Raw genomic sequence first — 13,855 nt, 5'->3', positions numbered from 1 at the left:
GGACTGGGTCGCCCGGACCCGGCCCTGGCCGTCGGCGAGCACGACGGCGTCGCCGCCGACCACCGGGATGCCCCGGTAGGTGCGCTCGTAGGCGACCGAGTAGAGGCCGTTGACCCAGGGGGTCACCGACTGCCGTTGGTACTGCTCGTCGGGACCCTTGGCGAGGGTGTCCAGACCGCTGGCCGCGGCCCGGTCGGCGGCGGAGACCGCCAGCGACTGCGAGCCGGGCGGGGGAGACGGATCGGCGGAGGCCGGCTGAGCAACCGTGCCGATCGCCAAACCGGCGAGCATGGCCAGGACGGTCCCGGCCGTGGTCGTTCTGCGATTCATCGAGGCTCCTTGAGTGGAAGGCAAACCTCGACCACGAATCCGGCTTTGTGCCGCGCGCCTTGTGAGCGTTGCGGCCGACCGTGCACGCCGGGGTTCGTGCCCGAGCGAGCGAAACACTCACACGGCCACGTGTCCCGAGCGAAGGGATCCGGCGAGGCCAGCAAATACTGGCTAAATCGCGCGACCCCGGCGTGCCGATCCCGGGCGCCTCACACCCGGCCGCCGAGCCGGGGCGAGGGGACGACGTCAAGGAGCCACGGGGCAGCCGGTATCGTAGGTCGCCGGCACGTCGACCGCGTTCCAGGCGTCCCTGGTCTTCCTGTACAGGGCGCACGTGGGGTCGAGTGCCTTGGCCGCCCGCAGGGTGTGCCCACGTAGCTTCGGGTAGTTCGTGCCACCCGTCCTGAGCAGCAGGCCGCCGTAGAAGACCTTGCCGGCCAGTTGCACGCCGACTCCGGTGAGGGCGGTGTTGTTGCAGGTCGGGCTGTTGGGTTTGCCGCCGCCGGGGTTGGTGCCCTCGGCCAGCAGGTAGAACCAGTGGTTGAGCGGACCCGTGGCCCGATAATGGTCCGGAGGCAGCGTGCTCGAATAGCAATTGGGGTCCCCGGCGAGCGAGGGGTTGTACATGTAGCGGATCGGTGCGTGGCCGCCCACGTCGACCATCTCGCCGACGGTGTAGTCCGGGGTGTCGAACGGCGGGGGTTCGTTGGCGTACGCCTCGGTGAGCGCCCCGAAGATGTCGCCGGTGCCTTCGCTCAGGCCCGGTTGCGCGAACGGGTAGCCGGGGCTGGTCGAGTCGACGCCGTGACCGTACTCGTGGCCCACGATGTCCATCGCGCCCAACCACTGGCCTTTGACGTCGTGGCCGATGAACACCCGTGTGTCGTCGAACCAGGCGTTCACGGCGTTGACACCGACGGACACCGGCCAGGTGCCGCCGTTGCCGTTGTGCCCGTTGCGGCCGAGCCAACTGCGGAGCATGTCCCATTCCTTCTGCGCGGCCCACATGGAGTCGACGCAGCCGGTCTCGATGCCGGTGGGATTGCCCGTGCCCCAGTCGTCGACGGACTTGGTGAGCACGCCCGCGTTGTATTTCGAGCAACTCAGGCCCGGGCGGGTCAGGTCCTGCATGAAATAGGTGCCGCCGGAGCCGGCGGTGGTGATGGTGATCGGGTCGGGGCCGTTCCACTTGCTGTGGCCGGTGCCGGCGTGCACGTCGTCGTAGGTCTCCAGCACCGCGCCGGTGCGGGCGTCGACGAACACGTGCAGGCGGCTGGGGGCGGAGTCGGTGCGGCCGATCAGCACGGTCTCCCAGGCCAGTTGGGTGGTGTCCGGGCCCAGGCGTAACACCAGGCGACGCGCGTCGACCCGGTCGACCACGGCGAGTCGGGTCCGGGCGGTGGTCTCGGCCGCCTCGGCGCGTACGGTCGGCTCGGTCGGGATGTCGGCGGGAAGCGCGTTTCCCGTCTCCACGGCACGGACCTTGCCGGTGCCGTCGGCCAATACGGCGGCGTCGCCGCCGACGACGGGAAGTCCGCGGTAGGCGCGGGTGTAGGCGATCGAGTAGAGGTTGTCCACCCACGGCGTCACCATGCTCCGCAGATAGGTTTCGCCGGCCACCCGGGGCAGTGCGTTCGGGCCGCTGCCCACGGCCCGGTCGGCCGCGTCGATCGCCGCCGTCCGAGCGGCGGCCGAGAAGGGGGTTGGTGGTGGTGCCGCGTTCGATGGGGCGGTCGTGCCGATCACCAGGCCGGCGAGCAGGGCCAGGACCGACCCGATCGTCAGCGTTCCACGATGCATCGAGGCTCCTCGGGTTGAAGGCACGCCCCGACCACGAATCCGACCGCCATCGCGCCGGGTTCGTCGCCCGAGCGAAGGAACCCTCACACCGGGACCGCCACGCGGGCAACGAACCTCGATCCATCGGCACATATTGGCTAGGTGCGTCCGGCGCGGGCCGATGACGGGGCGACGTGCCCGCCGGCCTCCTGGGTGATCGAACCCAGGTGTCCATGCTCACGCCCGGACCGGACCGGCAACCAGTCTTGGGCATCCGGCGGTTGGTACTCGAATGGGAGGAAGTCCGGCTGCGTCAGGGCTTCTTCGGCGCCGTCCGGGTCTACGCCCCGGCGAGGGCGACACGCGAGCAAGCCCGACTTCCGGCGGCCGGGTCGGCCCTGTCGGGAAGCGAGCCGGCCGAACCCGGGCGGAGCGGTGGTGACCCGGCGAACGGGGGAGCGGCCCCCGCGCGCCTACGCTGGGGGCATGGTCTCTCCCACGTTGCCCGCGACGGCGCCGGGTCCGCCGGCGATGTACCACCGAGGACGAGGTGCGGCCGTGGTGGGCGCGGCGGACGAAGGAGCAGCGTGACCGAGGGCGGGACGGATACGGCGGGGGGCTTCGAGCCGGCGACCGGCGCCGAGGCGCGGCCGATGCCGGGTTCGGGTGTGGGGACGGGGCAGCGGGCGGCGGCGGTTCGCGAGGCGTTCGATGCGCTGCTGCGGATTCGCGCGGTGGTGAACACCGCGGCCGTGGATCCGGGTGCGGTGCCCGCCGCATGGGAGCGGGTCCGGATGGTGCGGGCGATCAGCCTGTCCTTGGAGGCGGCCGGAATGCCGCCGTCGGCGGTCGACGAGCGGGGCGAGCGTACGGCGACGGGGTACTGCGTCAGCGCGACCGAGCATCCCGCGGTGGCGCGGGTGGAGTGGCCGGGTCCGCGCGGAAGCGGCGCGCGGCACGAGGCGGAGACGGCGCTGCGCGAGTGCGCGCGGGTGTTGGGCGGGCTCGGCTGGGTGGTGCTGGAGTACCGCGGCAAGGCCGGCCGGCGGTATCTGGAGGTCGAGGCTCCTTCTACGGTGCGGCGGTGAGCGCGGGTGCGGCGTCGAGCGGCGGCGCGGCGTCGAGCGGCGGTGCGGCGTCGAGCGGCGGTGCGGCGGCGCGATGACGGCACACCGCGGGGCACGACCGCTTCCGCGCCGGCCGATCCGGCCGGTCGCGGTGTGCGGGTGTGGTCGCGGGTGGTGGGGAGGACCGAGCGGCGGGGGCGATCACAGACCGGGGTCCATTCCGGCGTGCCGCCCGCACAGGGCCATGCACACCTGGTTCGGCCCCTCGTACGGGCGTTCCGGCAGCGCCGCCAAGGCCCGGGTGACCCAGCCTGCGGCCCCGTTGTTCATGGCCGCCGCGCTCAGGGCTTCCGGACGGGCCGGAAATCGCACGCCGAACAGCGCGCACTGCAGCGCCTCGGGCTCCATCAACGTCGATTCGCCACTGCTACGCATGGCTCCTCCACAACACCACCCGGCCCCGGGTGCGCCATCCGACGGGCCGGTCTCGCCGAACGCACCGGGCACCGGCCTTTGCGCCGCCCTCGAGGCCGCGCTTCGGCACAGGGCCGCCTGTCGCGCGAGCACGAGACGTCATTCGGGGCTCGCGATTCCCGAGGCGCCGGCAGCTTTCCGTTCCAGGGCTATGATACGCCGCCGCGTCAACCCGATGCCGGGCCGCGCGGCCCGTACGGTCCTCCCGTCGGTGCCGCGCGGCCCGTTCTCGACCCGACGCCCGCCGGTCTCGGCTGGGGCAACCTCACGTGGCGAACCCGAGGTGGACGTGGTCGCGGTGGGTCGGGTCGCTGAAGAACGCGGCGCCGGAGAGTTGGTACGGGCCGCCCACGTTGTACGAGCCGGCCGCCGCGCCCGCCCGCATGAAGCCCTCGACGAGGGCGCGTGGCGTGGCCGGGTTCACGACGGATCGGCCGTCGATGCGCCATACGTCGACGGCCCGACCCCGTGGATGGTCGCTGGGGCGGGTGGTGCCGAAGACGTTGATCGGGTGGCCCGAGCGCAGGACGCTGACGTCGATGGTGTGCTCGGCGGCGAGCGTTTCCAACGCGGTCAACACCGAAGCGTGCACGGCGCCGGCCCGCACGTCGGCGGTCGCGGCCGGCGGCAGGGTGATGCGCGAATCGGCGAGGATCCGGGTCGCCTGGGCGGAGAGCGACGCGGCGGCCGGCCCGGGATCCGAGGGGTACAGCGTGGTGACCGTCCAGACCGGTGAGGCCCGGCTCAGCCGCACGTCCACGGTCGACCCGTCCGCCGTCACGGCTCCGTCCTCGGCCCGCGTCCACCGACGGCAGACCACGAGCACGCTCGCGGTGTCGTCCAGGATGCCGCCGTACTGCGCGTCGACCACTTCGAGCACGGCCTGCGGCGCCTGGGACAACAGCGGGCCGGCCCGGTCGGCCAACTCCGGGGCGAAGCCCAGGGCGGCGAGCCGCGCCCGAGCCGCCGCGGGCCCCTGCCCGCCGGGTGGCCACGCGCCGAGAGCTGACACCAGGGTGACCGCGCGCTGCTTGACCTGCGGCTGCACGTCGCCGGGATCGGGCGCCCAGGTGGTGACCGTTGGCAGAGTGGGTGCGGAACTCGGCGCGGGTGTGCCGCCGGTCGGTGCCGCCGTCGGTGTGCCGCTCGTGGGCGTCGGCGTCGCGGCCCGCCCGCCGGACGACGAGCAACCCGTCGCCACCCCGGTGACGCCCAGCAGCACCGCACGCCGACTCATCGCATACCGATCGTCCACCTCGTCACGGTAAGCCGCGCCCCCACCCGACTCCGGCAGATCGTGGTCGACCGCACGGGTGTCGCGGCGCCGCCTCGACACCGGATCGGCCCGGGGCGCGATAGACGAGGAGATAGCGCCAGAAGAGCAACCGGCGCACAGTGCATCCGGGCAGCAGCGCGGCGGCCTCCCGCCGGATCAGTGGCAGCGGCATCGTGGGCGCACACACCGGCGCGGTCGTACCCCGCTCGGCCGCGCCGGCGCGGCCGCCGAGTCGTTCCTGGGCGGCCACGGCGAGCCGGGCGCCGGCGTTGATCGGGACGGCGAGGAGGCTGTACGCCCAGTCGAGCGGGGTCCGCTCCGGGTGGCAACCCAGGATCACCAGGACCCCGCCGGGCGCGAGGGCGTCGCGCAACGTGGCGACGGTATCGAATGGGACGTGGTGGATACTCGCCAGGCAGGAGACGAAGTCGTAGTGCCCGTCAGGCAGTTCGATCTCGGTGACGTCCGCGCAGGTGAAGCGTGGGTTCGGCGCGCCCGCGGTGATCGGGGACCGGCGACGGGCCTCGGCGACCACCTCCTCGGCCGGATCGATCGCATCGACCGCGATCTTCGAAGCGGCGAGCCGATGTGCGAACCGCCCGGTGCCGCAGCCCACATCCAGCGCCGTCCGGCAGCGCCTCGGCACCTGGCGCAGCAGCAGCGGATGGTAGTGATCGTTGTGATCGAAGGGCATGCCCCGACCCTGCCACAGCGCATCCGGGCGTCAGCCGGCCGTACCTCCCGTGGCCGCCACGAGGGCGCCGTCCAGCAGCGCGTCGAGGTAGCGCTCGGCCAACTCGGGATCGTTCCGGTCGGGGGAGTGACGTACGGCGAAGCCCAGCCCGCAGAGCATGAGCTGGAGGTCGGTGGGACCCAGGGGCGGGCGCAGGGCCTCGGCGCCGGCCGTACGAGCCAGCAGGTCGCCGGTCACGCGCAGCAGGCGGTCGCGCAGATCCAGGGTTTCGGCGGTGGCCGCCCCGGGACCGAAGGCCGCCGCGGTGAACGCCTGGTCCTGGGCGTAGGCGATCAGCGCCGCCGCCAGGAAGCCGCGCAGGGCCTGCCGCGCGTCCGGCAGCTCGGCGGCTCGATGGGCGTGTTGGATCAGCTCCGCGAACCGGTCGGCGGCGAGTGCTTCGAGCAGCGCCTCGGGGGTGGGGAAGTGCCGGTAGACGGTGCCGACGCCGACGTCGGCGGCCAATGCGACCGCGTTCAACTGTGGTGGCCTGCCCCTGCGCGCCAGGTCACGCGCGGCGTCGATGATCCGGCGCCGATTGCGCGCGGCATCCTTGCGCAGCGTGGGTCTATGGGGTGCGGCCGTGTCGTCCATGCGGCGACGCTATCGGCCAAGCGGATGGATGGTCCATGCGGCCGATCGACCGTCGGTCGACGCGAACCGTCGACCGACGCCTCCCCGGAGGCCGCCCGGTGGAGCCGCGTGTCGCCGACCCGCTCACCGCGATCAGGCGCGGCCGGGCCACGTGGACGAGGCGCGCGGAGCGTGAGCGTCGTGTGGTCGTGGCTCCCGACGGCGGCGGTGTGCCGGGCCGCCGGTGGTGTGCATTCGCCGGATCGGGTGAAATCTCGGTTGGTTCGGCCTCGTTGCCGTGCCGACGGCGGAAATCGGAGGTTCTCTCGGAGAGCGGTACCGAGGGAGGTCAGGATGGGGCAGGTCGCGGCCGATGGTGCTCCCGCCCGGCACGGCGTGTGCCGGGTGATCGTGCTGATCGCCTTGATGGCCCTGTTGCACGCGACCCACGTACCCGGAGCCGCGCACCGCGCCGCGCCGGATCCGGATCGCTGCGCGGTCGGCGCGGTCGGCCGCGCCGCCCCGTTCGGCACCGACGACGTGCCCGGCGACGGGCGGCCCGGCGATCACTCGGTGCGCAGCGCCACGCCCGCCGGCGAAACCGGTGGCCGGCACGGGCCCGCCGTCGGCCCCGCCTGCGCGCCGACTACCGCCCGGCCGCGGCACCACTCCACCACCGCATCGGCTTCCGCCCTCGTGGACACCGTCGGGTCCCGGCTCGCCGACCAGGCCGAGGTCGGCGAGATCCGCGCCCGTACGGCCGCGAGCATTCCCGGATCGATCCCTTCGCGGACCGTCGTCCTGCGCTGCTGAGCGATCGCCGCCGCCGAGCCGCCGCCGCACCCGGCGCGTGGCCGGACCGGCGTGTCCGCGTTCGATTCCTCAGCCCCGCGAACCCGGGAGATCCCGCCATGCCCCTTGACGCCTATCTGCTCATGAGCGCCCTCGTGCGCGCCGAAGCCGCCCGCGCCGCCGCGACCGCCGGTGCCGCCGCGGAGACCCCAGCGCCTGCTGCCGCCGCGACCACCGGCCCCGCCGCGACCTCGGACGCCCCAATGTCCGTTGCCGGTTCGGGCACGATTGCCGCCGACGCGAGCACCCCCGACGCCGATCCGACCGCGGCCGACTCCTCGGGTACCGATCGGCAGACCGGCCCGCAACCTCCGTCCGCGGCGCCGAGGTCATAGCGCGCGCACGATCCACGCGGTCCACGCGGCCACTCCACATCGGTGCCCCCCGGCCCACCCGCGCCGGGGGGCGCCGGCGTCTCCGGCTGTCGGCGCCACGGCTCCCGGGCCGCCCCGCTCGCCGATGACGAACTCGCGTTCGACCCGTCCCATCGGCGCGCGACGGCCGACCTGTTCGAGGGATTTCTCGATGTGAGCGCCCGACCCGAACCCGCCCACGGCCCACGCCCGATCCGGTCCGATCGCGGATCCGCCTTGCGTCGGAGCCGATGCCCGGGCCGCGCCGGGGCCGGACTCCGGCCTGGACAGCGTTTGGTCAGATGATTATGGTTTTCATTATCGAACGATCGATGCGCGTCCGCCGATCGATGCGTCGATACACCCCTGCCTGGAGAGAGTTCTCATGCGCATATCCAGCCGCGCGGTCTTTGCCGTCGCCGCCACCGCCCTGACCGCCGCGACCGTGACCGCGTGCGGTTCCGACGGCAAGGACACCAACGACACCAAGGGCACCAAGGACAAGAACCTGATCGGGTCCGCCGCGCCCGTGGCGGGCGGCGGTTCGCCGGGCGCCGGTTCGGGGCCCCGGATCAAGGTGGTGGCGACCACGACGCAGGTCGCCGACTTCGTGCGCAACATCGGCGGCGACCGGGTCGAGGTGACCCAGTTGATCAAGTCCAACGCGAGCGCCCACGAGTACGAGGCGACGCCGGCGGACCTGAACGCGATCCGCGCGGCCAAGCTGGTCGTGGAGAACGGCGTCGACATGGAGAAGGCGTGGTTGCCCAAGGCGGTGCAGGCCGCGGGGTTCAAGGGTCCGGTGGTGGACACCTCCGTCGGGGTGCAGCTGCGCAAGGGCGAGCACGAGGAGCACGGCGAGCACGAGGAGCACGATCACGGGGCGTACGACCCGCACATCTGGCACAACCCGCTCAACGCGAAGGTGATGGTGAGCAATATCGCCAAGGCGTTGAGCACCGCCGACGGGGCCAACGCGAGGATCTACGAGAACAACCTCGCCGGCTACGGCGCCAAGCTCGACGCGCTCGACGCCGACAACCGGGCCAAGCTGGACACCATCCCGGCGGCGAACCGCAAACTGGTCACCAACCACGACGCGCTGGGCTACTACGTCGACCGCTACCGGCTGGAATTCGTCGGCTCGATCATCCCGAGCTTCGACGATCAGGCCGAACTCTCCGGCAGCCGGATCGAGGACGTCGTGGCCAAGATCAAGGCCACCGGTGCCAAGGCCGTGTTCGCCGAAAGCGCGCTGCCGCCCAAGACCGCCTCGACCATAGCCCGGGAAGCGGGCGTCAAGGTCGTCGACGGCGACGACGCGCTGTACGCCGACTCGCTCGGCGCCCCCGGCTCCGAGGGTGCCGGTTACCTCGGCTCCGAGGCGCACAACACCGACACCATCGTCGCCGCGCTGCGGGGCTGAGCGATGACCGACCGCATCGAGACCGCGCCGGATCCGGTCCGCTTCACCGAGGCGACCATGGCCTACGACCGCACCCCGGCCCTGACCCTGGTCGACGGCCGCGTCCCGGCCGGGCAGGCGGTGGCCCTGGTCGGCCCCAACGGCGGCGGCAAGTCCACGCTGATCAAGGCCGTCCTGGGACTGGTTCCGGTAGTCGCCGGAGCGGTCACCGTGGCGGGCCGCCGCCCGGCCGCGGCCCGCGAGTTCGTCGGCTACGTACCGCAGGCGGCCAACCTGGACCCGGAATTCCCGGTCACCGCACGGCAGGTGGTGCTGATGGGCCGCTACCGCCTGATCGGCCGACTGCGGCGTCCCGGCCGTCGGGACCGGGCCGCCGCCGACGAGGCACTGGCCCGGGTCGGCCTCGCGGATCGGGCGAACGCACGTTTCGGCGCCCTGTCCGGCGGCCAACGCCAGCGTGTACTGCTGGCCCGCGCGCTGTCCGCGCAACCGCCGATCCTGGTCCTGGACGAGCCGTTCAACGGCGTCGACGCGGTGAGCCAGGAGGCCCTGATCGAAGCGCTGGTGCGCGCCAAGGACGCCGGCACCGCGGTCCTGGTCAGCACCCACGACCTCGCCGTGGCCCAACGCCTGTGCGAGCAGACCTGCCTGGTCAATCGCCGGCAATTCGCCTTCGCGGACACCGAGTCCGCGCTCACCCCGGAACTGCTGTGCGCCTGCTATGGCGGGCAGGTCCTCGAACTCGACGCCGGCCGACTCGTCGTCACCCCGGGCTGAGGCCGACCGTGGACACCACCCTGCTCATGGAACCCTTTCGGGTCCCCTACCTGACCCGGGCCCTGATCGAATTGACCATCCTGGGCGTCCTGTGCGGCACCGTCGGCGCGTTCGTCGCGCTGCGCCGCCTGGAGTTCGTCGCCGACGCGCTCACCCACACGGTATTTCCGGGCGTGGCGATCGGCTTCGCCCTCCAGGGCGCGGACGGCGTCTTCGAGGGCGCGCTGATCGCGGCCGGCATCACCGCCGGCGCGCTGACCCTGCTCACCCGCAACCGGCGCACCAGCGACGACGCGGCGCTGGCGATCGTGCTGACCGCGATGTTCTCGATCGGCGTGGTCGTGGTCTCGCGCAGCCACTCGTACACCGCCGACCTCCAGACCTTCCTGTTCGGGCAGATCCTCTACACCTCACGCACACAGATCATCGAGACCGCGGTGGTCGCCGTGCTCTGCCTGGCCGTGCTCGCCGCGTCGGGGCGGGAACTGTTCCTGCGCAGCTTCGACGTCGAAGCCGCGCGAGCCGCCGGCCACCGGGTCGGCGCGCTGGACCTGGCGCTGAACCTGGTGATCGCGCTGACCGTGGTCGCCGCGGTCCGCACCATCGGCACCGCGCTGGTGCTGGCGCTGCTGGTGGTCCCGGCCACCATCGGCCGCACCCTGGGCGGCCGGATCGGCCCGATCATCGCGATCGGCGTCGGCTCGGCCGTGCTGTGCGGATACCTCGGCCTGACCATCAGCTACACCGCCTCCGTCGACCACGACCTGGCACTGCCCACCGGGCCGACCGTCGTGCTCACCCTGGTCGCGGCATACCTGCTCGCCCTGGGCGCGACCGGCGTCACCCGCCGGCGCGGCCTGCGCGCGTCCGCCCACGCGGCGGCCGTGCGGATCCCCGCCCCGCCGGTGCTTCCCCGGCCGACCGGGAGCCCCTGATGACCTGGTTCGACACGTACACCCACCGCTCCTATGCCGAGGCCGTCATGGTCGGCCTGCTCGCCGGCGTCGTCGGAGTGCAAGTGGTGTTGCGCAAGCTTGCCTTCCATGCCATGGCGATGACCCACGCCACCTTCCCCGGCGTCGTGCTCGCCTCGATCCTGGGCCTGGACATCTACCTCGGCGGTGCCTCGGTGGGCGTGTTGTTGTCACTGGCCATCGTCGGCCTGACCCGACGCCCGGGCCGGACCGCGTCCGGTGCGACCGGGGTGATCCTGGCCGCCGGCTTCGCCTTGGGCGCCGCGCTGGTCGCCGCAGGTCCGGCCGGAGACCGCAAGCTCTCCGCCTTCCTGGTCGGGTCCATCGTCACCATCGACACCCGCGACCTCGTGGTCACGGCCGGCACCGGGGTGGTGATCCTGCTCGTCCTCGGCCTGTGCGCCAAGGAACTCACCTTCGCCGCCTTCGACCACGAGGGCATGCGAGCCGCCGGGCATCCGGTGACCGCGCTGGACCTGCTGCTCCTGCTGATCGTCCAGGCCGTGATCGTGGTGCTGACCCCGGCGGTGGGCATCATGCTCACGCTCGCGCTGCTGGTGGCGCCGGCCGCCGCGGCCCGGCTGTGGACCGACTCGCTCGCCCGCACCACCGCGCTGGCCGGCGCGCTGGGCATCGGCAGCGCGTCGGCCGGACTGGAGATCTCCCGGCACTACGACGTCGCCGCCGGGGCGACCATCGCGCTGGTGGCCGCCGCCGGCTTCGTGCTCTCCCTGCTCCTGTCGCCGCGACACGGCCTGCTCGGTCGCCTGGTCCGGCGCCGACCCACCGCCGGTGCGTCGGTCCCGGCGGCCGGCTGAATGTGCCCGGAGGACCGATGCCGTCGGCGACAGACCCCACCCGCGACCCCTCCACCCCACCACCGGCCCCGCGCCGGGACACCACACACCGCGACACCGTGGCCCGAGCCCTGGCCGCACACGGCGGGTTCGTCAGCGCCCAGGAGTTGTTCGTCCGGATGCGAGACCGGGACCGGGACCGAGATCCGGACCGAGACGCGGATCGAGACGCGGATCGAGAGCATGACCGGGACCGAGATCCGGACCGGGGCCGAGACGTGGACCGAGAGCGTGGCCGGGACGGAGACCGGGATCCGAACCCGGATCACGACCGGGGCCGGGACCCGAGCCTGGATCGCCCGGTCAGCCTCAGCACCACCTACCGCAGCCTCGCCGCGCTCGCCGCGGACGGTCGCGCGGACAGCCGCTACACCGCCGACGGGGAGCGCCAGTACCGGCGCCGACGGCGACCGGACCACCACCACCTGCTGATCTGCCGGCTGTGCGGCACCGCGGTCGAGGTGCACTCGGCGGTCGTCGAACGATGGACCGCCACCGCCGGCGCCGAACACGGCTTCACCGAGGTCCGACACACCATCGAACTCACCGGCAGATGCCGACGCTGCCACTGACCCACACCACCTACCGCGAACCGACCTGCGTGCCGGGTGCCTCGTTCGGCGCCTTGGCTGGCTGCTGTCGGTCCTGGGTCGGCGCCGTGTGGGGCGGGTGGAGGCGGCCGTTCACCCGGGTGGCCGACAGGGGGTGGGACGGAGAGGATGGAAGGACCGCGTCGCTACGCCCGCGGCGCGGTCCCGAGCCCTGCGGTCGGTGTGCTGCCGTCGGCAGGCATGTCGAGAGGTACCACCATGACCATGGCCAAGGACATCATGCACGAGGGTGCGCGGTGGATTCCGCAGACCGAGACGCTGGATCGGGCCGCGGAGTTGATGCTGCAACTCGACGTGGGTTCGCTCCCGGTCAGCGATGCGAACGAGAGGCTGTGCGGAATCATCACCGACCGCGACATCGTCACGAAGTGCGTTGCCATCGGCCGCGATCCCGCCCAGGTCACGGCCGGCGAACTGTGCGAGGGCACGCCGCGCTGGATCGACGCGGAAGCCGACATCGCCGAGGTACTGAGCGAGATGCAGGTGCACCAGATCCGTCGACTGCCGGTGATCGCGCGCAAGCGCCTGGTCGGCATGATCAGCGAGGCGGACGTGGCGCGACACCTGTCGGAGGAGCAGATCGCCGCCTTCGCCGAGAACGTCTACGCAGCGCGTTAGCCCCACCACGCGTCGCGGCGAGCCGGGCCCTGTCCCGCGGGCACGTGGGTCCGGTCGCCGGGTCGCCGTGAGTCGCGGTCACTGCGCCGGGACCACGGCCACCGGGCAGCGCGCGTGGTGCAGGACGGCGTGGGTGGTCGGGCCCATTCGCATCGGCAGGGGGCCGCGCCGGCGGTGGCCCGAGACGACCACGAGGGCGCTGTCGGTGGACGCGCAGACCAGGTCGCGCCCGGCCATCCCGTTCATCACCACGGTGTCCACCGGTAGTTCGGGGTTACGGAGCCGGATCGCACCGAGCACCTGGTCCAGCATCCGGCCACGCTCCGCAGCGATCGCGTCGACATCGAACATCGACGGCAACATCAGGCTGGGAGCCAGGCCGGTCACCGGGAGCGCCCACGAGTGCACGGCGCGCAGTCCGCCCAGCCGCCGCGCCCGGTCCGCCGCGAACTCGGCCGCCGGCCCGTCCTCGGGACCGGCGATGCCCACCACCACGCCGCTCGCGTCCTCGGCCGCGTCGGCGTGTACCACGACGACCGGGCACGACGAGTGCGCGCACACCCGCAGCGACACCGATCCCAGCAGCAAGCCGGTGAAACCGCCGTGACCGCGACTGCCCATCACCATGGTGTCGGCGCGGGCGCTCGCCTCCAGCAGTGACTCGGCGGGGTCGCCCTCCCGAACCGACCCCTCCACGACCGAGTCGGCGAAGCGCGCGCGCACGCGTGCGCAGGCCGCGTCGATCAGCGCGTGCGCCCGCTCGCGCAGTTCGACCCGATGCCGGTGGCCGAGCCCGCCGACGGGCACGGCGGTGACCACGTACAGGGTTACGCGCCGGGCGACGGCGTCCTGCGCCGCCCAATCCAGCGCGCGGTCGGCGGCGGGCGAGCCGTCGTGACCGACCAGGACCCCGAGATCGACTTCGCTGTATGTGGACGACATCGGCACTCACCTCGACGGGGGGATCCACCAGGCTCATACCCGCTGCGCCCCACCACGATCGCGGCGACGAGGACCGCGGAACCTCGCCACCCGGGACGCGGGCCGGGGTGCCTCCCGGTCGGCCGGTGCCGGACCCCGGCCGGGGCTCCTCTGAGCCGGCGTGCGCAGCCCCGCGAGCCCGACCCGGAGTCCTCGACGAAGCCCTGCTCCAGC

15 protein-coding genes and 1 pseudogene are annotated in these 13,855 nt (G+C 72.9%); 9 read left to right on the top strand and 7 right to left on the bottom strand.

Going from position 1 to position 13,855, the window contains the following annotated elements; translation table 11 throughout:
- A pseudogene (locus tag A3IC_RS0135630) lies at positions 1-330 on the bottom strand (peptidase M28); the annotation flags it as partial.
- A 246-nt stretch (positions 331-576) separates the two neighbouring features.
- The gene (locus A3IC_RS0135625; RefSeq protein WP_020554866.1) at positions 577-2,130 is read right to left on the bottom strand and encodes a M4 family metallopeptidase; all 1,554 of its coding nucleotides are present in this window, start codon (positions 2,128-2,130) and stop codon (positions 577-579) included.
- Between the two features lie 566 nt (positions 2,131-2,696).
- On the opposite strand from A3IC_RS0135625, the gene A3IC_RS0135620 reads away from it, so the two are divergent.
- A complete protein-coding gene (locus tag A3IC_RS0135620) occupies positions 2,697-3,197 on the top strand; it encodes a hypothetical protein (protein WP_020554865.1) in 501 nt (166 codons plus the stop codon).
- A 180-nt stretch (positions 3,198-3,377) separates the two neighbouring features.
- On the opposite strand, the gene A3IC_RS0135610 is transcribed toward A3IC_RS0135620, so the two are convergent.
- From A3IC_RS0135610 to A3IC_RS0135590, 4 genes are all read right to left on the bottom strand, one after another.
- Positions 3,378-3,611 carry a DUF2795 domain-containing protein gene (locus tag A3IC_RS0135610; RefSeq protein ID WP_026219119.1) on the bottom strand — a complete coding sequence of 78 codons (234 nt, stop codon included), beginning with the start codon at positions 3,609-3,611 and terminating at the stop codon, positions 3,378-3,380.
- 304 nt (positions 3,612-3,915) lie between these two features.
- Complete coding sequence (locus tag A3IC_RS70305; RefSeq protein WP_211232327.1) at positions 3,916-4,905, bottom strand: hypothetical protein; 990 nt, start codon at positions 4,903-4,905, stop codon at positions 3,916-3,918.
- A 4-nt stretch (positions 4,906-4,909) separates the two neighbouring features.
- A complete protein-coding gene (locus tag A3IC_RS0135595; protein ID WP_020554860.1) occupies positions 4,910-5,620 on the bottom strand; it encodes a class I SAM-dependent methyltransferase in 711 nt (236 codons plus the stop codon).
- A gap of 30 nt (positions 5,621-5,650) precedes the next feature.
- Entirely contained in the window at positions 5,651-6,253 is a 603-nt protein-coding gene (locus A3IC_RS0135590) for a TetR/AcrR family transcriptional regulator (protein WP_020554859.1), read from the bottom strand.
- Positions 6,254-6,586: 333 nt separating this feature from the next.
- Between A3IC_RS0135590 and A3IC_RS0135585 the strand changes: the two genes are divergently transcribed.
- The 8 genes from A3IC_RS0135585 (at position 6,587) to A3IC_RS0135550 (ending at position 12,700) form a co-directional block, all read left to right on the top strand.
- On the top strand, positions 6,587-7,045 hold the full coding sequence (locus A3IC_RS0135585; protein WP_020554858.1) for a hypothetical protein: 459 nt from the start codon (positions 6,587-6,589) through the stop codon (positions 7,043-7,045).
- Between the two features lie 98 nt (positions 7,046-7,143).
- The gene (locus A3IC_RS69085) at positions 7,144-7,419 is read left to right on the top strand and encodes a hypothetical protein (RefSeq protein ID WP_020554857.1); all 276 of its coding nucleotides are present in this window, start codon (positions 7,144-7,146) and stop codon (positions 7,417-7,419) included.
- A gap of 403 nt (positions 7,420-7,822) precedes the next feature.
- Complete coding sequence (locus A3IC_RS0135575) at positions 7,823-8,863, top strand: metal ABC transporter substrate-binding protein (protein WP_020554855.1); 1,041 nt, start codon at positions 7,823-7,825, stop codon at positions 8,861-8,863.
- Between the two features lie 3 nt (positions 8,864-8,866).
- Positions 8,867-9,640 carry a metal ABC transporter ATP-binding protein gene (locus A3IC_RS0135570; protein ID WP_020554854.1) on the top strand — a complete coding sequence of 258 codons (774 nt, stop codon included), beginning with the start codon at positions 8,867-8,869 and terminating at the stop codon, positions 9,638-9,640.
- A gap of 8 nt (positions 9,641-9,648) precedes the next feature.
- Positions 9,649-10,575, top strand: coding sequence for a metal ABC transporter permease (locus A3IC_RS0135565; RefSeq protein ID WP_020554853.1), 927 nt, complete (start codon positions 9,649-9,651; stop codon positions 10,573-10,575).
- Positions 10,575-11,432, top strand: coding sequence for a metal ABC transporter permease (locus A3IC_RS0135560; RefSeq protein WP_020554852.1), 858 nt, complete (start codon positions 10,575-10,577; stop codon positions 11,430-11,432). The genes A3IC_RS0135565 and A3IC_RS0135560 overlap by 1 nt, the downstream gene beginning before the upstream one ends.
- A 17-nt stretch (positions 11,433-11,449) precedes the next feature.
- Entirely contained in the window at positions 11,450-12,043 is a 594-nt protein-coding gene (locus tag A3IC_RS70300; protein ID WP_020554851.1) for a Fur family transcriptional regulator, read from the top strand.
- A 237-nt stretch (positions 12,044-12,280) separates the two neighbouring features.
- Positions 12,281-12,700, top strand: coding sequence for a CBS domain-containing protein (locus A3IC_RS0135550; RefSeq protein ID WP_020554850.1), 420 nt, complete (start codon positions 12,281-12,283; stop codon positions 12,698-12,700).
- Positions 12,701-12,778: 78 nt separating this feature from the next.
- On the opposite strand, the gene A3IC_RS0135545 is transcribed toward A3IC_RS0135550, so the two are convergent.
- A complete protein-coding gene (locus tag A3IC_RS0135545) occupies positions 12,779-13,642 on the bottom strand; it encodes a universal stress protein (RefSeq protein ID WP_020554849.1) in 864 nt (287 codons plus the stop codon).
- Positions 13,643-13,855 lie beyond the last annotated feature (213 nt).

This window comes from Embleya scabrispora DSM 41855, from assembly GCF_000372745.1.
GTDB classification, from domain to species: Bacteria; Actinomycetota; Actinomycetes; order Streptomycetales; family Streptomycetaceae; genus Embleya; species Embleya scabrispora.
The sequence above is the reverse complement of the archived record's forward strand: the minus strand, read 5'-3'. Positions and strand labels throughout refer to the sequence as shown.

What these genes read in the sequence shown, in the direction of transcription:
- A3IC_RS0135545 (WP_020554849.1), bottom strand. Translation starts at nt 13,642, where the DNA reads ATGTCGTCCACATACAGCGAAGTCGATCTCGGGGTCCTGGTCGGTCAC.
- A3IC_RS0135570 (WP_020554854.1), top strand. Translation starts at nt 8,867, where the DNA reads ATGACCGACCGCATCGAGACCGCGCCGGATCCGGTCCGCTTCACCGAG.
- A3IC_RS0135575 (WP_020554855.1), top strand. Translation starts at nt 7,823, where the DNA reads ATGCGCATATCCAGCCGCGCGGTCTTTGCCGTCGCCGCCACCGCCCTG.
- A3IC_RS70300 (WP_020554851.1), top strand. Translation starts at nt 11,450, where the DNA reads ATGCCGTCGGCGACAGACCCCACCCGCGACCCCTCCACCCCACCACCG.
- A3IC_RS0135560 (WP_020554852.1), top strand. Translation starts at nt 10,575, where the DNA reads ATGACCTGGTTCGACACGTACACCCACCGCTCCTATGCCGAGGCCGTC.
- A3IC_RS0135585 (WP_020554858.1), top strand. Translation starts at nt 6,587, where the DNA reads ATGGGGCAGGTCGCGGCCGATGGTGCTCCCGCCCGGCACGGCGTGTGC.
- A3IC_RS0135625 (WP_020554866.1), bottom strand. Translation starts at nt 2,130, where the DNA reads ATGCATCGTGGAACGCTGACGATCGGGTCGGTCCTGGCCCTGCTCGCC.
- A3IC_RS0135610 (WP_026219119.1), bottom strand. Translation starts at nt 3,611, where the DNA reads ATGCGTAGCAGTGGCGAATCGACGTTGATGGAGCCCGAGGCGCTGCAG.
- A3IC_RS69085 (WP_020554857.1), top strand. Translation starts at nt 7,144, where the DNA reads ATGCCCCTTGACGCCTATCTGCTCATGAGCGCCCTCGTGCGCGCCGAA.
- A3IC_RS0135550 (WP_020554850.1), top strand. Translation starts at nt 12,281, where the DNA reads ATGACCATGGCCAAGGACATCATGCACGAGGGTGCGCGGTGGATTCCG.
- A3IC_RS0135595 (WP_020554860.1), bottom strand. Translation starts at nt 5,620, where the DNA reads ATGCCCTTCGATCACAACGATCACTACCATCCGCTGCTGCTGCGCCAG.
- A3IC_RS0135590 (WP_020554859.1), bottom strand. Translation starts at nt 6,253, where the DNA reads ATGGACGACACGGCCGCACCCCATAGACCCACGCTGCGCAAGGATGCC.